General features: G+C 72.8%; 27 protein-coding genes. 15 read left to right on the forward strand and 12 right to left on the reverse strand.

Annotated features, from left to right (window positions below):
• Positions 1-38: 38 nt before the first annotated feature.
• Positions 39-1325: a glutamyl-tRNA reductase gene (locus EDF21_RS09235; RefSeq protein ID WP_056044137.1), complete on the reverse strand. Its 1287-nt coding sequence runs from the start codon at positions 1323-1325 to the stop codon at positions 39-41.
• A gap of 153 nt (positions 1326-1478) precedes the next feature.
• On the opposite strand from EDF21_RS09235, the gene EDF21_RS09240 reads away from it, so the two are divergent.
• From EDF21_RS09240 to hemL, 12 genes are all read left to right on the forward strand, one after another.
• On the forward strand, positions 1479-2492 hold the full coding sequence (locus EDF21_RS09240; RefSeq protein ID WP_123571138.1) for an NADP-dependent oxidoreductase: 1014 nt from the start codon (positions 1479-1481) through the stop codon (positions 2490-2492).
• Positions 2493-2613: 121 nt separating this feature from the next.
• Positions 2614-3681, forward strand: coding sequence for a uroporphyrinogen decarboxylase (gene hemE, locus EDF21_RS09245; protein WP_199736306.1), 1068 nt, complete (start codon positions 2614-2616; stop codon positions 3679-3681).
• Positions 3678-5042 carry an NAD(P)/FAD-dependent oxidoreductase gene (locus EDF21_RS09250; RefSeq protein ID WP_233568434.1) on the forward strand — a complete coding sequence of 455 codons (1365 nt, stop codon included), beginning with the start codon at positions 3678-3680 and terminating at the stop codon, positions 5040-5042. The genes hemE and EDF21_RS09250 overlap by 4 nt, the downstream gene beginning before the upstream one ends.
• A 117-nt stretch (positions 5043-5159) precedes the next feature.
• Positions 5160-5408: a hypothetical protein gene (locus EDF21_RS09255; protein ID WP_043595360.1), complete on the forward strand. Its 249-nt coding sequence runs from the start codon at positions 5160-5162 to the stop codon at positions 5406-5408.
• Positions 5405-5854 carry a phage holin family protein gene (locus EDF21_RS09260; RefSeq protein ID WP_054147459.1) on the forward strand — a complete coding sequence of 150 codons (450 nt, stop codon included), beginning with the start codon at positions 5405-5407 and terminating at the stop codon, positions 5852-5854. The genes EDF21_RS09255 and EDF21_RS09260 overlap by 4 nt, the downstream gene beginning before the upstream one ends.
• Positions 5855-5901: 47 nt before the next feature.
• Positions 5902-6129 carry a DUF3618 domain-containing protein gene (locus EDF21_RS09265; protein ID WP_158612897.1) on the forward strand — a complete coding sequence of 76 codons (228 nt, stop codon included), beginning with the start codon at positions 5902-5904 and terminating at the stop codon, positions 6127-6129.
• Between the two features lie 112 nt (positions 6130-6241).
• Positions 6242-7015: a hydrogen peroxide-dependent heme synthase gene (hemQ, locus tag EDF21_RS09270; protein WP_082460100.1), complete on the forward strand. Its 774-nt coding sequence runs from the start codon at positions 6242-6244 to the stop codon at positions 7013-7015.
• Positions 7012-8235 (forward strand): ferrochelatase, encoded by a 1224-nt coding sequence (locus EDF21_RS09275; protein WP_123571139.1) that lies wholly within the window; start codon positions 7012-7014, stop codon positions 8233-8235. The genes hemQ and EDF21_RS09275 overlap by 4 nt, the downstream gene beginning before the upstream one ends.
• A gap of 4 nt (positions 8236-8239) precedes the next feature.
• Complete coding sequence (gene hemC / locus EDF21_RS09280) at positions 8240-9226, forward strand: hydroxymethylbilane synthase (RefSeq protein ID WP_123571140.1); 987 nt, start codon at positions 8240-8242, stop codon at positions 9224-9226.
• Positions 9223-10014, forward strand: coding sequence for a uroporphyrinogen-III synthase (locus EDF21_RS09285; RefSeq protein WP_043595220.1), 792 nt, complete (start codon positions 9223-9225; stop codon positions 10012-10014). The genes hemC and EDF21_RS09285 overlap by 4 nt, the downstream gene beginning before the upstream one ends.
• Positions 10014-11003 (forward strand): porphobilinogen synthase, encoded by a 990-nt coding sequence (gene hemB, locus EDF21_RS09290; protein ID WP_123571141.1) that lies wholly within the window; start codon positions 10014-10016, stop codon positions 11001-11003. The genes EDF21_RS09285 and hemB overlap by 1 nt, the downstream gene beginning before the upstream one ends.
• Positions 11003-12346 (forward strand): glutamate-1-semialdehyde 2,1-aminomutase, encoded by a 1344-nt coding sequence (gene hemL / locus EDF21_RS09295; protein ID WP_123571142.1) that lies wholly within the window; start codon positions 11003-11005, stop codon positions 12344-12346. Before hemB ends, hemL begins: the two co-directional genes overlap by 1 nt.
• Positions 12347-12580: 234 nt before the next feature.
• Here hemL and EDF21_RS09300 read toward each other — a convergent pair whose 3' ends face one another.
• The 6 genes from EDF21_RS09300 to EDF21_RS09325 form a co-directional block, all read right to left on the reverse strand.
• Positions 12581-13396 carry an ABC transporter ATP-binding protein gene (locus tag EDF21_RS09300; protein ID WP_233568435.1) on the reverse strand — a complete coding sequence of 272 codons (816 nt, stop codon included), beginning with the start codon at positions 13394-13396 and terminating at the stop codon, positions 12581-12583.
• Complete coding sequence (locus EDF21_RS17070) at positions 13393-14082, reverse strand: GntR family transcriptional regulator (RefSeq protein WP_123571143.1); 690 nt, start codon at positions 14080-14082, stop codon at positions 13393-13395. The genes EDF21_RS09300 and EDF21_RS17070 overlap by 4 nt, the downstream gene beginning before the upstream one ends.
• 149 nt (positions 14083-14231) lie before the next feature.
• The gene (locus tag EDF21_RS09310) at positions 14232-15212 is read right to left on the reverse strand and encodes an MDR family oxidoreductase (protein WP_123571144.1); all 981 of its coding nucleotides are present in this window, start codon (positions 15210-15212) and stop codon (positions 14232-14234) included.
• 24 nt (positions 15213-15236) lie between these two features.
• On the reverse strand, positions 15237-16634 hold the full coding sequence (locus EDF21_RS09315) for an SPFH domain-containing protein (RefSeq protein WP_056044120.1): 1398 nt from the start codon (positions 16632-16634) through the stop codon (positions 15237-15239).
• Between the two features lie 11 nt (positions 16635-16645).
• Positions 16646-17155, reverse strand: a complete 510-nt coding sequence (locus EDF21_RS09320; protein WP_123571145.1) for an NfeD family protein — start codon at positions 17153-17155, stop codon at positions 16646-16648.
• An 81-nt stretch (positions 17156-17236) separates the two neighbouring features.
• Positions 17237-18262, reverse strand: coding sequence for a 6-phosphofructokinase (locus EDF21_RS09325; RefSeq protein ID WP_056044114.1), 1026 nt, complete (start codon positions 18260-18262; stop codon positions 17237-17239).
• Positions 18263-18404: 142 nt separating this feature from the next.
• Here EDF21_RS09325 and EDF21_RS09330 point away from each other — a divergent pair, with 142 nt between their 5' ends.
• Positions 18405-19139, forward strand: a complete 735-nt coding sequence (locus EDF21_RS09330) for a DUF4190 domain-containing protein (RefSeq protein WP_123571146.1) — start codon at positions 18405-18407, stop codon at positions 19137-19139.
• Positions 19140-19221: 82 nt separating this feature from the next.
• Here the strand turns inward: EDF21_RS09330 and EDF21_RS09335 are convergent, their stop codons facing one another.
• Both EDF21_RS09335 and EDF21_RS09340 read right to left on the reverse strand, forming a co-directional pair.
• A complete protein-coding gene (locus EDF21_RS09335; RefSeq protein ID WP_056044110.1) occupies positions 19222-19707 on the reverse strand; it encodes a pyridoxamine 5'-phosphate oxidase family protein in 486 nt (161 codons plus the stop codon).
• A gap of 33 nt (positions 19708-19740) precedes the next feature.
• Positions 19741-20649, reverse strand: a complete 909-nt coding sequence (locus EDF21_RS09340) for a rhodanese-related sulfurtransferase (protein WP_056044108.1) — start codon at positions 20647-20649, stop codon at positions 19741-19743.
• Positions 20650-20750: 101 nt separating this feature from the next.
• On the opposite strand from EDF21_RS09340, the gene EDF21_RS17230 reads away from it, so the two are divergent.
• On the forward strand, positions 20751-22148 hold the full coding sequence (locus EDF21_RS17230; RefSeq protein WP_199736308.1) for a GntR family transcriptional regulator: 1398 nt from the start codon (positions 20751-20753) through the stop codon (positions 22146-22148).
• On the opposite strand, the gene EDF21_RS09355 is transcribed toward EDF21_RS17230, so the two are convergent.
• Positions 22129-23139 carry an LCP family protein gene (locus tag EDF21_RS09355; RefSeq protein ID WP_123571147.1) on the reverse strand — a complete coding sequence of 337 codons (1011 nt, stop codon included), beginning with the start codon at positions 23137-23139 and terminating at the stop codon, positions 22129-22131. The genes EDF21_RS17230 and EDF21_RS09355 overlap by 20 nt on opposite strands.
• 62 nt (positions 23140-23201) lie before the next feature.
• Positions 23202-23939, reverse strand: coding sequence for a sugar transferase (locus EDF21_RS09360; protein WP_233568436.1), 738 nt, complete (start codon positions 23937-23939; stop codon positions 23202-23204).
• A 121-nt stretch (positions 23940-24060) separates the two neighbouring features.
• Between EDF21_RS09360 and EDF21_RS09365 the strand changes: the two genes are divergently transcribed.
• The gene (locus EDF21_RS09365) at positions 24061-25023 is read left to right on the forward strand and encodes a DNA-3-methyladenine glycosylase (protein WP_233568437.1); all 963 of its coding nucleotides are present in this window, start codon (positions 24061-24063) and stop codon (positions 25021-25023) included.
• Between the two features lie 84 nt (positions 25024-25107).
• On the opposite strand, the gene EDF21_RS09370 is transcribed toward EDF21_RS09365, so the two are convergent.
• Positions 25108-25578 carry a MarR family winged helix-turn-helix transcriptional regulator gene (locus EDF21_RS09370; protein ID WP_158612898.1) on the reverse strand — a complete coding sequence of 157 codons (471 nt, stop codon included), beginning with the start codon at positions 25576-25578 and terminating at the stop codon, positions 25108-25110.
• Positions 25579-25584 lie beyond the last annotated feature (6 nt).

Raw genomic sequence — 25584 nt, forward strand, 5'->3', positions numbered from 1 at the left:
CGACGACGTCGGCCCGGTGCACCGGCGTCCGGGGGCGATCAGCCCGCCGAGGCCTGACGCTCGTCGTCGACCGCGCGCAACGGCGACGACGAGGAGGCGCGGCGCCCGTCGGTCACGCCGAAGAGCGCCTCGAGGCCGTCGCGGAACTCGTCGCCCCGGCCCTCTCGGGCCAGCTCGCGTGCCCGGACGGAGGGGGTGTGCAGCAGCACGCCGGCGAGGTGTCGCAGGGCCGATTCGGTGCGGTCGGACGAGTCCCCGCGCGACCGCGCGCGCTCGATCTCGGCGTCGAGCAGGTCGAAGACGTGCTTGCGCAGCGCGACGACGGACGGCGTGAGCGACTGTTCGGCGGCGACGGCCTGGAACTCGGCGGCCGCGGACGAGACGAGGGCGCGGGCGTCGTCGGCCGCGCTGAGCTGGGGCAGCGGCGCGTGCAGGCTGATGGTCTCGAGGTCGAGCAGCTCGACGCCCTCGACGCCGGCGACGAGCGGGTCGACGTTGCGGGGCAGCCCGAGGTCGATCACGAGGCGGCGGCCGCCGGGGAGGACGACGTCGCGGGTGACGACCGGCTCGGTGGTCGAGGTGCAGGTGATCAGCACGTCGCTCCAGGCGACGGCGGTGGCGAGGTCGTCGTACGGCGTCGCGGCGTGCTTGAGGCCGAACCACTCGGCGCGGCCCGAACCCGAGTAGACGGCGAGCTGGTCGGCGCCGCGGTCGCGGAGCGCGGCGACGGTGGTGGCCGCGTACTGGCCGGTGCCCACGATGAGGACGCGCGCCTCGGACCAGTCGGTCACCCGTGAGGACGCCAGCTCGAGCGCGAGGCGCACGAGTGACCGGCCCGCGCCTCCGACGTTGGTCTGGTTCTTGATGCCCCGGGAGGTCTGCGACGCCTTCTGGAAGAGGCGCTCGAGGTCGCGCGAGGTGGTGCCGTCGTGGCGGGCGCGCTCGAGCGAACGGCGCACCTGGCCCGAGATCTCGTCCTCGCCGACGACGACGGACTCGAGGCCCGAGCTGACGGCGAACAGGTGCTCGACGACCTCGTCACCCGTGATGACCCGGACGCTGTCGCGCAGGTCGTCGGGCTCGACGCCGCTGGCGGTGCTCATGGTCTCGATCGTGGCCTCGACGGCCAGGGCGCTGCCGGCGGTGAGGGGCTCGTCGACGTCGAGGTAGGCCTCGAACCGGTTGCAGGTCGCGAGCACGACCGCCCCGCTGACGAAGTCGCTGCCGTCGACCAGGGTGCCCGCCGCCGAGGGTGCGCCGATGCTCAGCCTCTCGAGGAGGTCGAAGCTGGCGTTCTGGTGGGACGCCGTGAGGCAGATGAGCACTGAGTGATCCTAACTCTGATCGGCGTTTTCGGCTGGGCGTTGACTCGACGTCGAGTGGCCGGGAATGCCACACGACAGTTGCAGCTTGCAACAACGGAGCCCGGGGCCGCATTCCGGCCGCCGGCCCGCACCGCATCGAACCAAGGAGACACCATGACCTCGACCACCAGCATCCAGTGGCAGCTCGTCGCCCGTCCGCACGGCGAGCCCACCCCCGACGACGTCGCCCGCGTCGAGGTGACCCTGCCCGAGCTCGGCGACGGCGAGGTCCGCGTGCAGAACGAGTTCCTGTCGGTCGACCCCTACATGCGCGGTCGCATGAACGACGTGAAGTCGTACGTCCCGCCCTTCGCCCTCGGCGAGACCATGACCGGCGGGGCCGTCGGCCGCGTCGTCGAGTCGCGTTCGGACGACCTGCCGGTCGGCACCGTCGTGCTGCACGAGCAGGGCTGGCGCGACGTGGCCCAGGGAGGCGCGGCCACGTTCCGTGCCGTGCAGCCCGTCGACGGCGTGCCCCTGTCGGCGTACCTGGGCGTGCTCGGCCTCACCGGCCTGACGGCGTACGTCGGCCTCACCGAGATCGCCGGCATCCGCGAGGGCGACGTCGTCTTCGTGTCGGGTGCCGCCGGGGCCGTCGGCACCATGGTCGGCCAGATCGCGCGCCTCAAGGGAGCCTCGCGCGTGATCGGCAGCGCCGGTTCGGCCGAGAAGGTCGAGCTGCTGACCTCGAAGTACGGCTTCGACGCCGCGTTCAACTACAAGGACGGCGACGTCTCCGAGCTGCTCGCCGAGGCCGCGCCCGACGGCATCGACCTCTACTTCGACAACGTCGGCGGCGACCACCTGTCGGCCGCCCTCGCCTCGTTCCGCACCGGCGGTCGTGCCGCACTCTGCGGCTCGATCGCGAACTACAACTCCACCGGCGCCCCGGTCGGCATCACGGGCATGACCAACATGGTCACCCGCGGTCTGACGATGAAGGGCTTCACGTTGGGCGACTACCGCCACCTCGCACCCGCGTTCCAGGCCGAGATGGGCCCCTGGCTCTCCGCCGGCGACGTCGTGTACGACGAGACCGTCGTCGAGGGCATCGACAACGCGTTCGACGCCTTCACCGGGCTGATGCGCGGCGACAACGTCGGGAAGATGGTCGTCGCGGTCTCCTGACCCGCGCCTCCTCGTCCGCTCGCGCGTTCGAGGCGATCCGACCGGGACGGTCCCGCCGTGGCGGGGCCGGCCGCGGGTCGCCTCGACGCGACGTCCAGCGGGCGATGGGACAATCGACCACGTGACCCAGACCTCCGCCCTGCCCGAGCAGCACCCGCTGGCCGCCGGCCTCACGACCCGTTCACCGCTGGTCCGTGCCCTGCGCGGCGACCGGCCCGAGGCGCTGCCGGTGTGGTTCATGCGCCAGGCGGGGCGATCGCTTCCCGAGTACCGCGAGCTGCGCGTCGGCACCGCCATGCTCGACGCCTGCCTCACGCCCGACCTGGCGAGCGAGATCACGCTGCAGCCGGTCCGCCGTCACGGCGTCGACGCGGGCATCTTCTTCAGCGACATCGTCGTGCCGATCAAGCTGGCCGGCGTCTCGGTCGACATCGTCCCGGGTCGTGGGCCGGTGCTCGAGACGCCGATCCGCACGGCGGCCGACGTCGCGGCCCTGCGGCCGATCGACCCGGAGGCGCTGGCCCCGATCGCCGCGGGCGTCGCCCAGACCGTCGCGCAGCTGGGCAGCACGCCACTGATCGGGTTCGCCGGCGCCCCCTTCACCCTCGCCGCCTACCTCGTCGAGGGCGGGCCGTCGAAGGACCACATCCGCGCCCGTGCCCTCATGCACGGCGATCCCGAGACCTGGGACGCCCTGCTCACCTGGGCCGCGGACGTGACCGGCGCCTTCCTGCGGGCGCAGGTGCTCGCCGGGGCGAGCGCCGCCCAGTTGTTCGACTCGTGGGTCGGGTCGCTCTCGCTGGCCGACTACACCGCGCACGTCGCCCGCCATTCGGCCCGTGCCCTCTCGCACGTCGCCGACCTCGACGTGCCCCGCATCCACTTCGGAGTGGGCAGCGGCGAGGTGCTGGCCGCCATGCGCGACGTCGGCACCGACGCCGTCGGGGTCGACTGGCGCATCCCGCTCGACGAGGCCTCGCGTCGCCTCGGTGGCTCCACCCCGGTGCAGGGCAACATCGACCCCGCCATGCTCCAGGCGCCGTGGGCCGTGCTCGAGGCGCACGTCCGCGACGTGGTCGAGCGTGGTCGGGCGGCCCCGGCGCACGTGCTCAACCTCGGCCACGGCGTCAGCCCCGACACCGACCCCGACGTGCTCACCCGCATCGTCGAGCTCGCGCACACGCTGTGACCCCGCCCGTCGTCACCCCGAGCGGCGTCGTCGACGTCGCCGTGGTGGGCGGCGGCATGGGCGGCATCGTGCTCGCCCGTGACCTGGCCGCCGCCGGGATGGGCGTCGTGCTGTTCGAGGCATCCGACCGACTGGGCGGCGAGGTCTCGCGACACGTGGTCGCCGGCATCGCACTCGACGCCGGGGCCGAGAGCTTCGCGACCCGGGGCGGCACGGTCGCCGGTTTCGCCACCGAACTCGGCCTCGGCGACGACATCGTCCTGCCCGATCCCCGCGGGGCCTGGCTGCACGAAGCCGACGGCGAGTCCTTCCCCATCCCGCGAACGGGGCTGCTCGGCATCCCCGGCGACCCGTCCGCCGCCGACGTGCGAGCCGTCGTCGGCGAGGCCGGCGTGACCCGCGCGCTCGCGGACGCCGACCTGCCCGCCGAGATCGGGGCCGAAGAAACCACCCTGGGGGGTCTCGTCCGGGCGCGCATGGGTGACGAGGTCGTCGACCGGCTCGTCAGTCCCATCGTCTCGGGCGTCCACTCGCTCCACCCCGACCTGCTCGCCGTCGACCGCGTGGCCCCCGGGCTGCGCTCGGCCCTCCAGCGCGAAGGCAGCCTCGCCGCCGCCGTGCTCGGACTGCGCGCCCTGGCCCCGGCCGGCTCGGCGGTGGCGGGAATCCGCGGCGGCCTCGCCCGGCTGGTCGACCCGATCGTCGCCGACCTCGAGCGGCACGGCGTCGACGTCCGCCTCGGCACCCGCGTGCGTTCGATCGACGAGACCGGCGTCGAGACCACGGGCGGTGAGCACGTCCGGGCGAGACAGGTCGTGCTGGCCGTCGGGGACCACGACGCGGTGGCCCTGACGACCCGCGCCTCCTCGGTGCCGCCCGGAGCGATCACCCTCGCGACCCTCGTCGTCGACCGGCCGGAGCTCGACGCGGCGCCCCGGGGCACGGGCGTCCTCGTCGCACCCGGCTCGACCGGACTCCGGGCCAAGGCCCTCACCCACGCGACCGTCAAGTGGAGCTGGCTGGCCGAGCTCGCCGGGGGACGCCACGTGCTCCGGCTCAGCTTCGACTCGCCCGTCGTCGACCGCGACACACCCGACGTCGAGGTGCGCGACGCGGCGCTCGCCGACGCCTCGACCCTGCTCGGCGTCGACCTCGCCGCGCGCCACCTGGTCGGCTTCGGCCGGGCCACCTGGGACGCCCCGCGCCGGGCCGAGGCGGCGGTCGTCACCGAGCCCGTGGTCGAGGTCGTCCAGGCCGGAGGCGCGGTGGCGGGACGGGGGCTCGCCGCGATCATCGCCCACTCGCGTCGTCAGGCCGCCACCCTCGTGGCGGCGCTGTCGGCGCCCCCGTCCCGCGACTGAGGCCCCGGGGTCGGACCGCTTCGGTCCGGCGCGGGCGTCCGGCACCCGCCTCGGGCTACATTGGAGGGACGTGTGCGGCACATGCCGTCGCGCGTACGACCACGAATGGAGTCCCCCGTGCGAGGCAAACTGATCTTCGTCGCCGGAGCCGCTGTCGGATTCGTGCTGGGCGCCCGCGCCGGCCACGACCGGTACGAGCAGATCACCGAGAGGGCGTCCAAGGTCTGGAACAGCCGGGCCGTGCAGCGCCAGGTCGCCAAGGGCCAGGACTTCGCCGGTGCCAAGACGGCCGACGGCGTGGACGCCGTCGTCACCGGCATCACTCGCGGCATCTCCAAGGCCTTCGGCGGCGGCCGCAAGAAATGACCGACTCGACGCGCAGCGACAAGGTGCGGCACAAGACCAGGCCGCGGTCGCTCTTCGCCCTGGTGCAGGACGTCCCGACGCTGGTCACCGACCTGGTCAAGGGCGAGCTGGCCCTGCTCAAGTACGAGGTCATCGGCACGCTCAAGGCCTTCGGCATCGGTGCCGGCTTCCTGGTCGGGGCCCTGGTCTTCGTCTTCGCGATGCTCGGCGTCCTCCTGACCGGCATCGTCCTGCTGCTCGCCATCTGGCTTCCCGGCTGGGCGTCGGCCCTCATCGTCGCCGGCGTGCTGTTGCTCGTCGCCGCCCTGCTCGCGTTCCTCGGGTACAAGGCGATCAAGAAGGGGCTCCCGGCGGTCCCCGAGAAGACCATCGCGAGCCTCAAGGCCGACCTCAAGGCCGTCAAGGGCGTGGGGTCGATCCCCGGCGCCCGCCTCGACGAGCGCTGACGCGCCTCCTCGACACCCCCACCCTTCCCGTTCCCGACAGGAGCACCGTGAGCGACAGCAGCGACATCCAGGCCCACATCGACCGCACGCGCGCCGAGCTCGCCGCGACCCTCAACGAACTCGAGGACAAGCTGAACGTGCCCAAGCAGTTGGGCATCGCCGGGCACCGCGCCAAGGCCTCGTTCGACCGCGACAAGACCCCGTGGCTCGCCGCCGCCGGGGCGGGTGCGTTGGCCCTCGCGGGCGTCGTCGTCGCGGTCGTCAAGCGCCGCTGACCGCTCGCCCGGCTCGCCGGTCGGCTCGACCGCCGGCGGGCATCGGGTGCCGTTCGCTCGACCGGGAGCAACCTGGTTGGGCTCCCAGCGTGCCGAGAGGGAGAATGGCTGCATGAGTTCCAGCGCCGACGCGGCAGCGCCCGTACTGCCGACGTCCGATTCATCCGCAGCACCCGTCCAGACCGAGTCCGACGACGCCGCGGCGAGCACACCGCCACCCGTCGAACGCCTCGGCTACACGCTCTGGGCCGTGCTGCGACGCGACCCGCAGAACCCCTACGCCCCCGAGCTCGACGACGTCCCGCAGCTCGACGCGGTCGTCGACGCCCTGGCGGGTCTCGGCGTGACCGTCCGTGGCTTCTACGACGTCAGCGCCCTGCGGGCCGACGCCGACATCATGATCTGGCTGCATGGCGAGGTGCCCGAGGCCGTCCAGTCGGCCTACCGGCAGCTGCTGCGCACCGACGTGCTGGGCGGTCTGCTGCCCACCTGGAACGCCATGGGCATGCACCGCGAGGCCGAGTTCTCGCGCAACCACAGCCCGGCCTTCATGCGGGGCAAGGCACCCGAGACCTGGTTGACGGTGTACCCGTTCGTGCGCAGCTACGAGTGGTACCTGCTGCCCGAGGCCGAGCGCCGTCAGATGCTCGCCGAGCACGGCAAGCAGGGCTCCGAGCACCGCGCGGTGCTGACGAACACCGTCGCCAGCTTCTCGCTCGGCGACTACGAGTGGATCCTCGCCCTCGAGGCTCCCGAGCTCGTGCAACTGGTCGACCTCATGCGCGACCTGCGCTACACCGAGGCCCGCCGCCACGTCCGCGAAGAGATCCCGTTCTTCACGGGCCGACGCATCCCCACCACCGACATCATCGAGGTCTTGTCGTGACCGACACCAGCAACATCACCAACGGGCAGCTCGTCCGCAACGCCACCCCCGCCGCGGCCTCCGGCCCCGAGCACGTCTCCGAGCCGACCGACTACGACGCCATCCTGCTGGCCGGCTTCGGCGGGCCCGAGGGGCAGGACGACGTCATCCCGTTCCTGCGCAACGTCACGCGCGGTCGGGGCATCCCCGAAGAGCGGCTCGAAGAGGTCGCGACGCACTACCGCCACTTCGGCGGCGTCAGCCCGATCAACGAGCACAACCGCGAGCTCAAGGCCGCCCTCGAGGCCGAGCTCGAGCGTCGCGGCATCGACCTGCCGGTCATCTGGGGCAACCGCAACTGGCAGCCCTACATGGCCGACGCCGTGCGCGAGGCCGACGAGCGCGGGTTCCGCAAGCTCATCGCGGTCGCGACCAGCGCCTACTCGTCCTACAGCTCGTGCCGCCAGTACCGCGAGGACTTCGCCATGGCGCTCGACGCCACCGGCCTCGAGGGCACCATGCAGATCGACAAGGTCCGCCAGTTCTTCGACCACCCCGGTTTCGTCCAGCCGTTCATCGACGGCGTGCGCGACGCGCTCGTCGCGGCTCGCGCCGAGAACGAGGGGCTCGACCTCTCGACCGAGGTCCAGGTGCTCTTCGCGACGCACTCGATCCCGTCGACCGACGCGGCCAAGAGCGGCCCCCAGGCGCGCGGCTTCGATGCCGACGGCGCCTACGCCGCCCAGCACAAGGCCGTCGCCGAGGTCGTCATGGCCGCGGCCGAGGCCGCCCTCGACCTCGACCTGCCCGAAGGGGGCGGCACCACCGTCCCCTGGCAGCTCGTCTACCAGTCGCGCAGCGGCCCGCCCTCGATGCCGTGGCTCGAGCCCGACATCAACGACGCCATCGACGACCTGGCCGGCGGTCCGACCCGCGCCGTCGTCATCGTGCCGCTCGGGTTCGTCAGCGACCACATGGAGGTCATGTGGGACCTCGACAACGAGGCGATGGAGACCAGTGAGAAGAACGGTTTCTGGGCGACGCGCACCCCGACGCCGGGCATCGACCCGAACTACGTCACCGGGCTCGTCGACCTCGTGCTCGAGCGTCGTGACGGCGTCCCCGCCGAGGACCGCCCCCACGTGACCGACCTCGGGCCCTGGTACGACGTCTGCCGTCCCGGCTGCTGCGAGAACGTGCGACTGGGCTTCAAGCCCGCCCTGTCCGGCCTGGTCCCCTGACCCCGTGGCGACCATCCGCATCGGAACTCGGGGCAGCGCGCTGGCCGTCGCCCAGTCGACCACCGTCGCCGACCGCATCGCGGCCACGACCGGCCACGACGTCGAACTCGTCCGCATCAAGACCGAGGGGGACCGCTCGCAGGGCACCGGCGAGTCGCTGGCGTCGCTCGGGGGCACCGGCGTGTTCGCCAGCGCCCTGCGCGAGGCGCTCCTCGCGGACGAGTGCGACGCGCTCGTGCACTCGCTCAAAGACCTGCCCACCGCCACGCACCCCGGTCTCGTCATCGGGGCGACGCCCGGTCGGGCGGATGCCCGCGACGCCCTCTGCGCCCGCGACGGGCTGACCCTCGAAGGACTGCCCCAGGGTGCCCGCGTCGGCACGGGATCGCCGCGTCGTGCCGCCCAGCTGCTCTCGCGACGTCCCGACCTCGAGGTCGTCGACATCCGCGGCAACGTCGACACGCGGCTCGGTCGCGTCGGCGTCGACCTCGACGCCGTCCTGCTCAGCGCGGCGGGTCTCGGCCGTCTAGGACGCCTCGACGCGGCGACCGAACTGCTGGGGCTCGGCTTCTGGCCCAGTGCGCCCGGCCAGGGCTCGCTCGCCGTCGAGGTCCGCGAAGGCGACCCCGACGAGGCGCTCGCCCGCGGTCTGGCCGCCATCGAGGACGAAGAGACGCGCCTCGTGGTGACGGCCGAGCGAGCCGTGCTGGCCGGGCTCGAGGCCGGTTGCGCGGCACCCGTCGGTGCCAGTGCCGTCGTCGACGCCGGGTTGCTGCTGCTCAGCGCGACCGTCTACAGCCCCGACGGCAGCCGACGCCTCAGCTCGTCGCACGCCGTCTCCCTCGACGACGGTCCGCTCGTCGCGCGCCTCGCCGACGTCCACGAGGTCGCCGGCCGTGTCGTCGACGAGCTGCTCGACTCCGGTGCGGCCGAGTTCGCCCCGTTGGGCGGCGGACCGGCCGGCGGTGACCCCCTGGGCAGCGCCACGTGACCGCCGACAAGCCGCTCAAGGGCGTGCGCGTCCTGGTGCCGCGCGGTGGCAAGTGGGGCGACGGGGTCGCGGCCTCGCTCCGGTCGCGCGGTGCCGCCCCGGTGATCGCCCCCCTCATCAACTTCGCCCCGGCCGAGACGCCCGAGCTGCTCGCCGCGGCCCTGGCCCGCCTCGAGTCCGGCGTCTACGAGTGGCTCGTCGTCACGAGTGCCACCACGGTCGACGTCCTGGTCGGCAACGGCATCCGGCCCCCTGCCTCGACCCGGGTCGCCGCGGTCGGCGAGACCACCGCCGCCGCCCTGAGCCTGGCGGGCATCCGCGTCGACTTCGTCCCCGAGGGCGACAACTCGGCCCGCGGACTCGTGAAGGAGTGGCCGGCCGACGAGGTCACCGGTCGCGTGCTCGTCCCGCAGTCCGACCTCGCCGAGCCGACCCTCGTCGCCGGGCTGTCGGCCCGCGGTTTCGACGCCGAGTTCGTCTCGGCGTACCGCACGGTGGGCGTTCCCGTCTCGGCCGAGGTGCGCGACGGCGTCGCCGACGGCTCGATCGGCGTCCTCCTCGTGACCTCGGGCAGCGTCGCCCGCCAGATCGCCGCCCAGCTGGCGCCCCTGCCCCCGCAGACCCTCGTCGCGTGCATCGGCCCGCGCACCGCCTTCGACGCCCGTGCCGCGGGGCTGCCCGTGCACCTGATCGCCGAGACCCGATCGGCGGCCGCCCTCGTCGAGGCCGTGGTGGACCACGCCCTCGACGGCCCGTCCGCCGGAACGCCCCCCACCGAGAAGGACTGATGTCCGATTTCCCCCGAGTGCGGCCCCGCCGCCTCCGCGCCACCCCCGCCCTGCGTCGTCTGACCGCCGAGACGCGCCTGCACCCCGCCGACCTCGTCCTGCCGATGTTCGTCCGCGAGGGCATCGACGAGCCCACCCCGATCTCGTCCATGCCGGGCGTCGTCCACCACAGCCTGTCGAGCCTGCCCCGGGCCGTCGAGCAGGCCGCCGAGGCCGGCGTGGGCGGCGTCATGCTCTTCGGGGTGCCCCTCGAGAAGGACGCCGTCGGGTCGGGCGCGACCGACCCCGAGGGCATCCTCAACGTGGCCACCCGCGTGGCCGTCGACGCCGCCCAGGGCGCGCTGGTCGTGCAGACCGACCTCTGCCTCGACGAGTTCACCGACCACGGCCACTGCGGCGTCCTCGCCGCCGACGGCTCGGTCGACAACGACGCCACCCTGGTCCGCTACGACGAGATGGCGGTCGTCCAGGCCGAGGCCGGGTCCCAGCTGATCGGCATGAGCGGCATGATGGACGGTCAGATCGGCTCGGCCCGCGACGCCCTCGACGCGGCCGGCTTCGGCGGCACGGCACTGCTCGCCTACGCCGCCAAGTACGCGTCGGCCTTCTACGGCCCCTTCCGCGAGGCCGTTCAGTCGACGCTGGTCGGAGACCGCCGCACGTACCAGATGGACGCCGCCAACGGGCGCGAGGGCCTGCGCGAGGTCGACCTCGACATCGCCGAGGGTGCCGACGTCGTCATGGTCAAGCCGGCGATGAGTTACCTCGACGTCCTCGCCGAGACGGCCGCGACGAGCACCGTCCCGGTGTGGGCGTACCAGATCAGCGGTGAGTACGCGATGATCCACGCGGCCGCCGCGAACGGCTGGATCGACCTCGACGCGGCCTCGTACGAGAGCGTCCTGTCGATCAAGCGGGCGGGTGCGGACGCGATCCTGACGTACTGGGCCACCGAACTGGCCACGCGCCTCCAGAAGGAGCGGTTCTGATGGCCGAGCAGAGCAACGACACCTACTTCACCCGGGCCAAGCGGTCCATCCCGGGCGGCGTCAACTCGCCCGTCCGTGCGTACGGCTCCGTCGGCGGGACGCCACGGTTCCTCGTGGGTGCCAAGGGCGCCTACGTCACCGACGCCGAGGGACGCGACTACGTCGACCTCGTCGCCTCGTGGGGTCCGGCGATCCTCGGGCACACCCACCCCGAGGTGCTCGAGGCCGTCCAGCAGGCGGCCGCGCGCGGTCTGTCGTTCGGGGCGTCGACGCCCGCCGAGACCGAACTCGCCGAGCTGGTCCGCGAGCGCGTCGCCGTCGGCGACCAGCGACCGATCGGCAAGCTGCGCATGGTGTCCACCGGCACCGAGGCGACCATGACGGCCATCCGCCTCGCCCGCGGCTACACCGGTCGCGACCTGCTCGTGAAGTTCGCCGGGCACTACCACGGGCACTCCGACTCGCTGCTGGCCGAGGCCGGCTCGGGCGTCGCGACCCTGTCGATGCCCGGCTCGGCCGGCATCACGGCCGAGACCGCCGCCCAGACGCTCGTCCTTCCCTACAACGACCTCGACGCCGTGCGTGCGGCCTTCGACGAGCACGGCCCGCGCATCGCCGCCGTCATCGTCGAGGCCGCCGCCGCCAACATGGGCGTGCTCGCGCCGCAGCGGGGCTTCAACCGCAGCCTGTCCGAGATCACGCGACGCCACGGCTCGCTGCTGATCGTCGACGAGGTGCTCACCGGCTTCCGCGTGGGACGCGCGGGCTGGTGGGGTCTCGAGGCCGCTCGGGTCGTCCCGGACGGCGCTGGCTGGGAGCCCGACCTCATCACGTTCGGCAAGGTCATCGGCGGGGGCATGCCGCTCGCCGCCCTGGGCGGTCGCGCCGAGGTGATGGACTTCCTCGCCCCACTGGGGCCGGTCTACCAGGCGGGCACGCTCAGCGGCAACCCGGTGGCCGTCGCCGCCGGCATCGCGACGCTCAGGCTCGCCACGCCCGAGGTCTACGCCCGGCTCGACACCGTCGCCGACCAGTTGTCGGCCGGCGTCTCGGCCGCCCTGTCCGCCGAGGGCGTCGAGCACAGCGTCCAGCGCGCCGGGTCGCTCTTCTCGTTCGCCTTCACGCCGACGGCACCGAACGACTACGACGACGTCCGCGCCCAGCAGTCCTGGCGCTACCCGCCGTTCTTCCACGCCATGCTCGACGCCGGGGTCAACCTGCCCCCGTCGGTGTTCGAGGCGTGGTTCGTCACGGCGGCCCACGACGACGACGTGGTGTCGCGCATCCTCGACGCCGTGCCCGCCGCGGCCAAGGCCGCCGCGGCCGCGCAGGCGCCGCACTAGTCCGCTCGAGCGCGCGCCGCGCCTCCGTTCCGGCTCGCCGGGGGCTCGGCCGACTCTGCGCGCCGGGCTCGCCTGCCCGTCACTCGGGGCCATGCCTGCTCCGCCGCATCCCGCCACGAGGTAAACAACCCGCCACATCATCTCTTGGCGGGTTGTTTACATCGTGGCGGGGTGGCGGGGTGGCGGGCACTCCGGCAGCGGCTGCGCGTGGCGCCGTGATGCACCGGCCGGAGGTCAGCGGCGGCGGGCGCGGGCCGACCAGCGGCCGTCGGCCCGATCGACGACGAGCGGGTGGTCGAACGCGCCCGACACGAGCTCGGACGTCAGCACGTCGTCGGCCCGTCCGGTGGCGAAGACCCGACCGTCGCGCAGGAGCAGGGCGTGCGACGTGCTGCTCGGCAGGTCCTCGAGGTGATGGGTCACCGTCACGGAGGACATCGCGCGGTGGGTCGTGCGCAGCTCGTCGACGGTGTCGAGCAGGTGTTCCCGCGCCGCGACGTCGAGTCCCGTCGCCGGTTCGTCGAGCAGCAGCAGGGCCGGCTGCGACGCCAGGGCGCGGGGGATCAGCGCCCGACCGCGTTCGCCCTGGGACAGCACGCTCCACCGTGCCGAGAGGCGGGACGAGAGACCGACGCTCGCGACGAGGTCGACGACCCGCGCCTCTTGCTCGTCGGTGGGCACCCAGCGGGGCACCGGGTCGCTGCTGCCCGTGAAGCCGGTCAGCGCGACCTCACGGACGGTGTTGTCGCCGACCATGCGGTGGCGGGGATCGACGTGGCCGATGTGGCGACGCAGCTCGCTCAGCTCGACCCGCCCGAGGCGCCGGCCGAGGACGTCGACCGTGCCCGCGGTCGGGTGGCCGAGCGCACCGCACAACGTGAGCAGCGTCGTCTTGCCGGCTCCGTTGGGGCCGATCAGCGCCCAGTGCTGGCCGGAGTCGACGCGCAACGACACGTCGTGCAGCAGATCACGACCGCCCCGGGTCACCCGTGCAGCGACGACGTCGAGCACGGGCGGCACCGGGGCGGCCACGGAGGGGGCGACGGTCACGCGCGGTAGATGCCCGCCTCGCGCACCTGGTCGAACAGGCCCTGCAGGCGTGCGGGCTGCTCGCGCACGACGGCGGCGGCCGCCGCGGCGTCGTCCGCCTTCACGGCGTCGCGGAACGCCACGGTGAAGGCGTGCGCCTGCGGGAAGTCGAAGATGCCGTTGGCCGACGGACGACGCAGGAGCAGCAGGAGGCGCGGGCCGGTGTTCGACCACAGTCGCGTCAGGGACTCGCTGTCGGCCGCGGCCAGAAGGATCTCGTTGGCCCGCACGAGGCCCGCGATGTCTTCTTCCTTCTTCGCCTTGAAGGCCTTGGCCCGGGTGTCGAGGAGGCCGACGACCTCGGCACGCTGAGCCTTGTCGAGCTTGGGCACGGCCCGCTCGACGAAGAGGGACCAGACGGCGTAACCGACGTCGACGGTGTCGACGAACTCGCCGTAGGACGGGTCGACGATGCGCGTGTAGCGGTTGGCCTCGATGTCGACCAGGGCCTGGTCGGCGAGCTTGGCGATCGCCTCGCGGACGGGCGTGCGGGAGACGCCCAGCCAGGCCACGAGCTGGTCGTCGTTCAGGCGCTCACCGAACTCGAGGGTGCCGTCGATGATCGCGGCGAACATCTTGTCGTAGACGACGTCGCGCAACAGGCGGCGCGGGGCGGGCGTCTGGTCGTCGTTCTGGGGGATCGGCATCGGGGGCCTCCGTCGTGTCTGCGGTCAGGTGCCGACGGTCGGCGGCGCTCGGCACCGCGGTCGGTCGGTTCGTCGACCCGGCCCTGAACCGGTCGCCGACATGTCGAGCATAAACCCGAGGGCTGAGTACGTATGGGTGATCCGGAGTTCTAGATGTGCGATTCGCCGACGCGCACGACCGTCCGGCCCCGGGCCCGGCCCGCCAGGATCGCCTCGCCGGCGCCCACCACGTCGGCCAGGGCGACCTCGCCGGTCATCGAGTCGAGGAGGTCGAGGTCGAGGTCTCGTGCCAGTCGGTCCCAGGCGCGCTGGCGCAGGTCGAGCGGTGCCTCCACCGAGTTCACGCCGGCCAGGGTCACGCCCCGCAGGATGAACGGCAGCACCGTCGTCGGCAGGTCGGCGCCCTGGGCGAGCCCGCAGGCCGTGACGGTGCCGCCCCAGCGGGTCTGGGCCAGGACGGTGGCGAGGGTGTGGCTCCCGACCGAGTCGACGCCGCCGGCCCAGCGGGCCCGCTGCATCGGCTTCCCCGCACCGGACAGTTCGTCGCGGTCGACCAGGGCCGAGGCCCCGAGCGAGCGGAGGTAGTCGCCCTGCTCGGCGAGGCGACCCGAGGAGGCGCTGACCGAGTACCCGAGGCGGCTCAACACCGCGATCGCCACCGACCCGACGCCTCCGGCCGCACCGGTCACCACGACGTCGCCGTCGTCGGGGCCGACGTCGCGTTCGAGTCGGAGGACGCTCAGCATCGCCGTGAAACCCGCCGTGCCGATGGCGGCGGCGCGCCGCCCGTCGATGCCCGGGGGGAGCAGGACGGTGCTGCCCGGGTCGACCACGACGCGTTCGGCGAAGCCGCCCGCCTTCGTCTCGCCGTGGCCCGCACCGTTGACCAGCACCTCGTCGCCCGGTACGAAACGTGACGACCCCGAGGACGCCACGACGCCGACCAGGTCGATGCCGGGCACGAGAGGATCGACCCGGGCGACCCCGGGGTCACCGCGCAGGGCGAGACCGTCCTTGTAGTTGATGCCGGACCAGGTGACGTCGACGACGACGTCACCCGGCCCGGCGACCGGCTCGTCAAGCTCTCGGAGCTCGGCGGCCCTGTCCTTCTCGACCACGATCGCACGCATGCGACCGAGGTTACGCGGGTGCGGTCAGACGCGATCGACGGGGCCGGACGCCCCCGCCTTGCCCCCGAGGAACCCGCCCAGCGCACTGACGAGGTCGAGCCCCGTCGTGGCCTTCACGACGTCCTGCAGCTGCGTCATGTTGTTGGCGACCGACTTGGTCAGCTCGTTGGCACCGTCGGTCGACACCACCGTCAGGGCGTCGATGTTGCCCATCGGCGCCGCCATCTCGCGGGCGATCTCGGGCAGGCGCGAGATGACCTGCGAGGCGAGTGCCGCCTGGCCGAACTTGCCCTGCGCCTCGGCCAGCGCGTCCACGGCCTCGGCCTCGGCGAGACCCTTGGCCTTGATCGCCGCGGCCTCGGCGCGACCGGCGGCCTCGACGGCCGCGGCCTCGTTCTCGGCCGCGTTGCGGGCGGCGTCGGCGAGCTGGGTGCGGCGGAACGCCTCGGCCTCGACGGCGGCGTTGGCGGCGTCGCGCTCGGCCTCGGCGTTCTGCACGGACGCGTAGGCCGCGGCCTCGGCGGGCTGGCGCACCTCGATGTTGAGTCGCTCCTGGTTGACCTTGGCCTGCTCGGCCACGGCGATGCTCTCTTGTTCGGCGACCAGCTTGTCTTGCATGGCCCGGGCGAGCTCACCGGCGGCGGCGGCCTCGGCCTGGGCCCGGTCGGTCTCGGCCTTGATCTGGGCCTGGCGGACGTCGAGCTGCAGCTGACGCTCGGCCGTCTGCTGCGTGTTGCCGATGCGGGCCAGGGCGGCGATGCGCTCGGCCTCGGCCTCGGCCACGTCGGCGTTCTGCTTGGCGACGGCCGCCTCGGCGCGACCACGGTCGGCGAGGTAGGTGCTGCCCGGCGTCTCGATCTCGCGGATGTTCATGGTCTCGATCTGGAGGCCGAGCTCGGCGAGCTCGCCCTTGGTCTCGTTCACGGCGTCGGCCGCGAGGCGCGAGAAGTTCTTGACCAGGTCGTCGACCGGCTGGCCGCCGATGAGACCGCGGATCGATCCCTCGAGCGACTGCTGCACGATGACCGGGAGCTGCTGCTGCTGCAGCAGGTAGCGCTGGGCGGCGCGGCGCACCCCGTCTTCGGTGCCGGTCACCTTGAAGTTGACCGTGGCCTTCACGGCGGTGCGGATGTAGTTGGCGTCGATCGCCTGCACCTCGACCGGGGTCTGGTACTGCTCGAGCGACAGCTTGAAGCCCTCTTGGAAGATCGGCCAGACGAAGGTGCGGCCACCGATGATGACCTTCTGCGGGCTGGAGATGCCCCCGCCCTCGGACCGTTCGGCGCCACGGCCGACCACGATCAGGGCCTCGTTCGGCGGGACGCGACGGACGCGGCTGGCGACGAACGACAGCAGGGCGAGCACGATGACGACGGCGACGACGATGGCGACGACGCTGACGTTGGAGGAGATGAAGTCCACGGGGCTTCCTTTCAGTTGGTCTGGGGATCACGTGACGCGGAGGTCTCGCCGGCGTCGAGCGCCTCGACCTGCACGCGTGGGCCGTTCTCGGCCACGACGCGGACGCGGACGCCGCGCTCGATGCGCGCGTCGCTGGTCGCGAGCCGCCGCTCGAGCTCGCGGACGTCGTCGAGCCGGACCTCGCCGCCGGCCGGGCCGGTGGCCTCGGTCGTGACGCCGACGAACCCGACGGGCGACCAGTGACCCCCGCTCTCGCGGCGCGTCACGCGGCGGACGACGAGCTGGATCAGCACGAGGGCGACGAGGGCCATGCCCACGGCGACGGCGTAGGTCCACCCCGCGGCGAGGTCGGTCTGCGACGTGACGACCCCGGCGAGCCCGAAGATGGCCAGGGCCGCGCCCAGGGCGACGCCCGAGACGAGCCCGTCGCCGACGTCGAAGACGTCGAGCAGGTCGCCCACGACGATGCTGACGAGCAGGAGCAGGAGTCCGATCGCCCCCACCACGATGAACGTGATCATGCGTCGAGACTGTCAGACTCCGGCCGGGCGCACATCGCCTGTGCGACGGACCCCGCGCCACCGCCCACCGGCGGCCGCGCCTCAGCCGAAGAGGATCGCGGCCTCGTCGTAGCGGTGCTGCGGGACGACCTTGAGGCTGTCGAGGGCCTCCTCGAACGAGACGTGGACGATCTCGGTGCCCCGCAGGGCGACCATGCGCCCCCAGCGACCCTCGACCACCGCGTCGCTCGCCGCCATGCCGAGTCGCGTGGCGAGCACGCGGTCGTAGGACGTGGGCGTACCGCCGCGTTGGATGTGCCCCAACGTCGTGGCGCGGGTCTCGATGCCCGTGCGCTCCTCGATGACGGGGGCGAGTCGCTCGCCGATCCCGCCGAGGCGCGGACGGCCGAAGGCGTCCAGGCCGCGCTCGGAGTGCACGTCGCTCTCGTGGTCGGGCACGAAGCCCTCGGCGACGACCACCAGCGGTGCGCGACCCCGGTCGTAGGCCGACTGCACCCATTCGACGATCTGGTCCATGCTGGTCGCCTGCTCGGGGATGAGGATCGCGTGGGCACCGGCGGCCATGCCCGAGTGCAGGGCGATCCAGCCCACGTGCCGGCCCATGACCTCGGCGACCATGCAGCGGCTGTGCGAGTCGCCGGTGGTGCGCAGGCGGTCCATGGCGTCGGTGGCGATCTGGACCGCGGTGTCGAAGCCGAAGGTGTAGTCGGTCGCCCCGAGGTCGTTGTCGACGGTCTTGGGCACGCCGACGATCTTGAGCCCCGCGTCCGTCAGGCGCTTGGCCGCGGCCAGGGTGCCCTCGCCGCCGATGGCGATCATGGCGTCGATGCCGAAGCGCTCCATGTTCTCGGCGATGCGGTCGACGCCGCCGTCGCCCTCGAACGGGTTCGTGCGGCTCGTCCCGAGGATCGTGCCGCCTTGTTTCGCGATGCCCTGGATCTCTTTGCGGGTGAGGGGCATCACGTCGCCGTCGACGACGCCTCGCCAGCCGTCGCGGAAGCCGACGAACTCTTGTCCGTGGATCTGCGTGCCCTTGAGCACGGCACCGCGGATGACCGCGTTGAGACCGGGGCAGTCGCCACCGCTGGTGAGGATTCCGATTCGCATCGAGGGGCTCCATCGCATCGAAGGGCCCGATCGACGGGCCGAGGTCGAGACCCATCATGGACCACGAGGAGGCGCGGCACCTGTCCACGGGCCCGGTCACCGCCCTGCCGGTCGCGCAGGCGGCCGTACTACCCTCGCCTGCATGAGCAACGAGCAGCCGGGGCGTCCGCCGTCGCCGTGGGCCCGGTTCGCCCGGCCCGCGCCGACCGAGCCCGACCGGGGCGAGTTCCCGTTCGGTCCGCCTCGCCCGGTGCACCCCGAGGCGGGCGTGGCCGATCGCGGTTGGCCGCTCGACCCCTCCGGCGCACCGTCGATGCCCGCCACGCGACAGCAGCAGCCGTTCTTCCCCCAGCCCGCGGCGTCGCAGCCCCCCTCGTCGCAGCCCGTCGGCCAGCAGGCCGCCGGCCAGCAGCCCGTCGCCCAGCAGGCCGCCGCGCCGACGTGGGACTCCGACGGTCGTCAGGTCTGGGCGCCGCCGCCCGGTCCCGTGCCCGAGACCGGCTCCGCGCCCGACGCCCGACCCGAGAACGCAGGCCTCGGGTCGTACTTCTTCCCCGCCGACGACGACTGGTCGTCCGCGCCGCCCCGCACCGACGACGAGGGCCGCGGTCTCGCGATCGCGTCGATCGTCTTCGGCGTCTTCTTCGCGCCCCTCGGCCTGGTGTTCGGCATCGTGGCGGCGCGACGCGCCCGAGCCGCCGGCCGCCCGGCCACCCTCGCGTTGACCGGCATGGTCGTCGCCTCGATCGTCATCGTCCTGAGCCTCGTGTACGCCATCGCGGCACTCGACTACTACTCGCAACTCGCGACGACCTGTGCCCAGCTCGGGCCCGGCGACTACGTGAACGGCGACGGTCGGACCGTCACCTGCGGGTGACCGGGGCGGGCACGGACCATCACAGGACGCGAGCCGCCGGGGGCGCGGGCCGTCGAGGACGACCCGCGCCGCGCCTCCTCGGCTAGAGCGAGACGGTGCCGGTGTCGGCGACGTTCTTCGGGTGTCCGCCGGTCACGGCGGCCTTGGCGTACTTGAACAGGGTGACGGCCTTGGGCTCGTTGCTGACCCAGTACTCGGCCGTGTCGACGTCGACCTCGAGCAGGGCGACGGTCGGGTCCTCGCGGCCCTTGTCGAACCAGGCCTCGGCCCCGGTCGTCCACAGTTCGTCGATCAGTCCGGAGTCCTTGACGATCGAGGCCTTGCCCGCGAGCGACAGGTAGCCCTTGCCGGTCTCGACGGCGACGTTCACCTGCGGGTGCGCCTTGACGTCGTCGACCTTGGGGGAGGGGTCGCGCGTGAAGAAGTACACCTTGCCGTCGAAGTCGCGATCGACGATCGCGAGGGGTCGGCTCACGAGGTGGCCGTGGCTGCTCTGCGTGGTGAGGATGCCGATGCGGCCCGCGTCGAGGACCTCGCCGATCTTCTTGATGTCGTTGGTCTCAGTCATGCCGGGGACCCTACGCCGGAGCCTCGACCGAGGTCACAGCACCGGAGGTCCGCCGCCGGTCACGGACGAGGAGGCGCGGTGCCGGTCGCAGGTCACGTCGCCTCGTGCACCGCACCCGTCGCAGGCGACCAGTTGCCGTCGGCACTGCACCTCGACGCAGTTCTGCATGCGGCTGGTCGCGGTGCCGCAGACCTCGCAGCGACCGATCACGGCCGCGTGGTCGCTGAACTCGACCGAGCCGCGACCGTCGAAGACGTAGAGCGAACCGTCCCACAGGCCGTCGTCGCCGAAGCGCTCGCCGTAGCGCACGACACCCCCGTCGAGTTGGTAGACCCGCGAGAACCCCCGCGACGTCATGAGGGACGACAGCACCTCGCAGCGCACGCCGCCCGTGCAGTAGGTGACGACGGGCTCGTCCTTGAGGTGGTCGTAGCGCCCGCTGTCGAGTTCGGCCACGAAGTCGCGGGTCGTGGCCACGTCGGGCACCACGGCGCCTCGGAACCGACCGATGCGTGACTCGTACTCGTTGCGCCCGTCGAAGAAGGTGACCTGCTCACGGTCGACGAGTTCGTGGAGTTCGTCGGGGGACAGCCGCTCACCGGTGCCCACCACGCCGGACCCGTCGACCTGCAGTTCGTCGGGCGCGCCGAACGTCACGATCTCGTCGCGCACCTTGACCGACAGGCGGGGGAAGTCGTCGCCGGTGCCCTCGCTCCACTTGACGTCGAGCCCGGCCAGGGCCGGGTGCTGCCGGGTCTTCTTGAGCCAGCGCTTGACGTCGGGCAGGTCGCCTCCGAGCGTGCCGTTGAGGCCCTGGTGGGACACGAGGACGCGCCCGCGCAGGTGCAGGGACTCGGCGAGGTCGCGCTGCCACAGACGCATCGCCTCGGGATCGCCGAGCGGTGTGAAGGCATAGAACAACACGATCTTCGGGGTCGCCACCAGGAGATCCTAGGGGCAGGCCGGTCGGGGAGCGTCGTACGCCTGAGGCATGCATGCCTTATGCTGGTACCCGGAATTCCAGACACCGACGAAAGGCGACGATGCCCGTCCCGACCCCCGCCCGTCCGGTCATCCCTCGGCGCCTGCAGAAGGACGCCGTCTTCGAGTACCTGGTCGCGGCGATCCTCGACGGCACGCTGCGACCGGGCGAGCGTCTGCGAGACGCCGACTGCGAGACGTGGCTCGGTGTCTCGCGGACGCCGATCCGGGTCGCCATCGCGAAGCTCGAGCAGGTGCGACTGGCCGAGATCTCGGCCCGGAGGGCGACGAGCGTCGTGGTCCCTCGCCGCGAGGTCGCCGTCGACCTCCTGGCGGTCGGGTGCGCCCTGCTCGCGGCCGTCGTGGCGTCGGCGGGTCACGACGAACGAACCGGGCTCGATCGACGCCTGTCGGGCCTCGTCGACGACTGCCGCGCCCGTTCCTCCTCGGCGGACGGTTCCGTCGAGGAGGTCGACGCGGTCGGCGACTCCTGGGCGGCGGTGTGGTCGGCCGTCGACGACAACGTGTTCGGCCGCCTCGCCGTCCGACACGCGCGTCGTCTGACGCTGCCCCTGCGCCATCACCTCCGAGAGCTGTCCGCCGACGATCTCGACGTCGTCGCCGACGTGTTCGTCGAGGTTCGTCGGTCACTCGGCGGCGGGCTGGTCGACGCCGCGGCCGAGGCGTGCGAACGGGTCACCTCGAGGCTCGACCTTCCCGACGTCGCCCGGGACGGGGCGTCCGATCCGCGCGGGGCGTCCGCCGTCGTCGAGGGCCGTCGCGTCCTCCCCCGGGGTGACGACGTCGCGAGGGCCGGCGCCCGCGCGACCCTCGTCCGCCCACGCCTCAGCGACGACGTCTACCGGATGATCCTCGTCGCGATCCTGGACGGCACCCTGACGCCCGGCGAGAGGCTCGCCGACGACGAACTCACCACCTGGCTGGGCGTCTCGCGGACTCCCGTCCGTTCCGCTCTCGAGCGGCTCGACGAGAGGGGCCTCGTCGACATGGCTCCGAACCGCTACACGCGGGTCGCTCGCCCCGAGCTCGCCGACGTCGTCGCCGCCCGCGACCTGTACGCCCGGCTCGTGTCGTGGTCGGCCGGTCGACACTCGACGGGCGGCAGTGCCGACCCGGCCGAGATCGCGGCGGTGACGAGCCGACTGCTCCCCCTCGCGACGAGGTCCGAAGGGGCCCCGGCGCCCCTGTCGACCCTGACCTGCCTGGGTGCCACGATCAGGCGACTCGCCTCGGTCGAACGATCACCTGCCCTTACCCGCGAACTCGACATCCTCGAGCCCCGTCTGGCCCATGGGTTGATCTCGTGTGGATTCGGACTGCCACCGAGCTCGTGGCGGACGTTCTCGGATGCCGTGCGGGTGTCGCCCGGTGCGACGGGTGGCGGCTGGGGCCCGGCAGCGGCCGCTCTGATCCGTTCGCTCAGCCCGCAGGGGGGCTGAGCGCCTCGAGGTCGTCGTCGGCGAACGCCCGACGGAGGTCGTCGAGCATCGAGTCGTCGACGACGACGATCGATTGCCCGTCGGGTGACGTGCCGGTGCCCGAGACGGGCATCGTGAAGGACGTCACGTCGGACGGTCGGAGCTGTCTCAACGAGAGGCCGAGGCCGATCATGTCGCTCGTGGTCCACGAGCTGTCCACCCCGACGTGACCGGCAGTGGTCTCGACGAACGCCGAGACGCGCGCCGGATCGGTCAGGGTGCGCGTGCTGACCAGGCGGTCGGTGATGCCGGCCACCAGGGCTCGTTGATTGCGCATGCGCTGGAAGTCGCCGTCGGCGAAGGCGTAGCGCTCGCGCACGTACTCGAGAGCGCTCGGACCGTCGAGGGTGACGGCTCCCTCGGCGAAGACGCGATCTCCTCGACGGAACTCGACGTCGTTCTGCACGGTCACGGCACCCAACGTCGCGACGATCGATTCGACGCCGCCGAAGTCGACGACGGCGGCGTGGTCGATGCGTGCGCCCGTCAACGCCTCGATCGTCCGGGTCTGGAGTGGGACGCCGCCCCAGGCCAGGGCGGCGTTGACCTTGGCCTGGCCGTGGCCCGGCACCTCGACCCAGGTGTCGCGGGGGATCGACACGAGCTCGACGGAGTGACGGTCCGCGGCGATGTGGGCGACCATGATCGTGTCCGCCCGTCGAGGCCCGGAGCCCGCGAGGTCGCGGTCGTCGACGGGCTCGCGGCTGTCCGACCCGAGGAGCAGCAGGTTGACGGAGCCGTCGGTGGCGGGGGCGGGACGGCCCGCGTAGTCGGTCAGGGTGCCGACGTCGTCGAGGGCGTCCTCGGCCGACCGGATCGTGGTGAGACCGAAGATCGCCAGTGCCCCGACCCCCGTGATCACGACGCCGACCAGCACGAGCAGGCTCGTCATGGCGAGACGGTGGCGTCGGAAGAACGAGCGGCGTCGTCTGCGGGCACGGTGGTCGGTCATGGTGGCTCCGCTTCGGGGGTCTGGTCGGCGGTCGGGTCCGGGGAACGCGTGCCGCGTCTCGCTCAGTACGCGCCGGAGGGCCGGACGACGGCGCCGATCGTCTGCACGAGCAGCCGCGCATCGGTCGTCGGCGTCCAGCCGTGGACGTAGCCGAGGTCGAGGTCGAGCCCGGCGTCCCAGTCGAGGTCGGAGCGGCCCCCCACCTGCCACGGGCCGGTCAGCCCCGGCAGCACCGAAAGGCGCTGGCGGGCGCGGCTGCAGTACTGGGCGACCTCTCGCGGCAGGGCCGGGCGCGGCCCGACCAGGCTCATCTCGCCCCGAAGCACGTTCACCAGCTGCGGCAGCTCGTCGAGCGAGTGCCTGCGGAGCACGCGGCCGACCCGGGTCACACGCGGATCGACGCGGAGCTTGAAGAGCGGCCCGTCGGCGTCGTTCGCCTCGGGCATGATCGCGACGGCCCGATCGGAGTCGGCCATCGATCGGAACTTCAGCATCTCGAAGGTCCGGCCGTCGAGCCCACAGCGTTCTTGGCGGTAGAGGACCGGGCCGCGGCTGTCGAGTCGCACCGCCAGGGCGACGAGGGCGAGCGCAGGAGCGAGGGTGGTCAGAGCGGCGACGGCCCCGACGACGTCGATCGCCCGCTTGGCCCGACGGGCGGTGGCCCGCCGGACCGGGGGAGCGGCCGGGGCGACGTCGGGACCATGGGCATCGCCCTGGTGGTGGCGGTTCGGTCGGCCGGGCGCGGAGGAGGTGACGCGGGCACCTGCGGGTGCGGACAGGGGTCTCGTGGTGATCGTCATCGGGTCTGCTCGGTGTCTCTCGTCTCGTGCACGGGCGGCGGATGGCCGACGCATAAAATATCACACAGACATGAGCCATGACGCAAGAGGGGTTGTCGGCGGGAGCGTCTACCATCGCGACATGGATCAGCTCGAGCGCACGGGGGCCGCTCCCGCCGCGGACGACCGACGGCTCGGGACGGTCTACTGGTCGGCACGCCCGGTGGACGTCCGGGCCACCCTGCGGCCCCTGGGTCGCGGCTCGGGCGATCCCTCATTCCGGGTCGACGGCGACCGGACGTGGCTCGCCCTGCGCACCCCGGCTGGCGAGGCGACGCTCTGCGTGTCGGCGAGCCGCGCCTCCTCGTCCATCCGCGCCGACGCGTGGGGGCCGGGAGCCGCCTGGGCGATCGAGCACGTGCCCGAGCTGCTGGGCCGCGGCGACGACTGGTCGGGGCTCGACGTCACGACGAACGCGTTCCTGGCCGACGCGCGTCGGCGGCAACCGGGGCTCCGGCTGACCCGCACCAACCTCGTGCTGCAGGCCGTCGTCCCGGCGATCCTCGAGCAGAAGGTCACGAGCGTCGAGGCCTGGCGTGCGTGGCGACAGCTCGTGCGTCGACACGGCACGCCGGCGCCGGGTCCGGCACCCGAGGGGCTCGTCGTGCCGCCGGACGCCCAGGGCTGGCGCCGCATCCCCAGCTGGGAGTGGCACCGGGCCGGCGTCGGGCCGCAGCGGTCGGCGACCGTCATGAGGGTCTGTGCGGTGGCGCCCGCACTCGAGCGCACGCTCGCCGTCGGTCGGGGTGGCGACGAGGTCGCGACGCGCCTCCGGTCGATCCCCGGCGTGGGCGTCTGGACCGCCGCCGAGACGACGCAGCGTGCGCACGGCGATCCCGACAGCCCCAGCGTGGGCGACTACCACCTACCCGCCGTGGTCGGATGGGCGCTCATCGGCCGTCCCGTGGACGACGACGGCATGCTCGAGCTGCTCGAGCCGTGGCGCGGCCACCGTGAACGCGTCATGCGGTTGATCACGGGCAGCGGCTTCTCGAAGCCGAGGTTCGGCCCGCGCATGACCATCCAGGACCACCGCTTCCACTGACGCGGCAGACGGCCGAGAGGGCCGAGACCGCCGAGGTGGCCGCGACGACCGCGCGTCCGCGTCGGGACGCAGAGGAGGCGCGGGTCAGGCCTCGGCGTCGGGCGACGCGTCCGTGCCGATCGCCTCGAGCACGCGACCCGAGAACGCCCGGACGACCTCGGCGTCCGTCTCGAGCACGTCCGCGAAGTACCTCTTGATGGCGGCCGTGTGCCCCCGGGTCGCCGCGAGCATGGCCCGGCGGCCGTCGGGCGTCAGCTCGACCCAGGTGCCCCGCGCGTCGGACGCGCACTCGGTGCGGCGCACCAGCCCCCGGCGCTCCATGCGGGTGACCTGGTGGCTGACCCGGCTCTTCTCCCAGCCGATCTGCTCGGCGATGTCCCGCACGCGCGAGCGTCGGTCGCTGCTCCGGCCGAGGCCGACGAGGATCTCGTACTCGGGGGCGGACACGCCCGAATCGCTCTGCAGACGGAGCTCGAGGGCCCGGTCGAGGCGCCGTCTCATGGCGTAGAAGGAGTCCCAGACGACCCACTCCTCGTCGGTGAGTTCGTCGGCCATTCGCCC

Origin of the sequence: Frigoribacterium sp. PhB118 (assembly GCF_003751725.1) — a bacterium.
Taxonomy (GTDB): Bacteria; Actinomycetota; Actinomycetes; order Actinomycetales; family Microbacteriaceae; genus Frigoribacterium.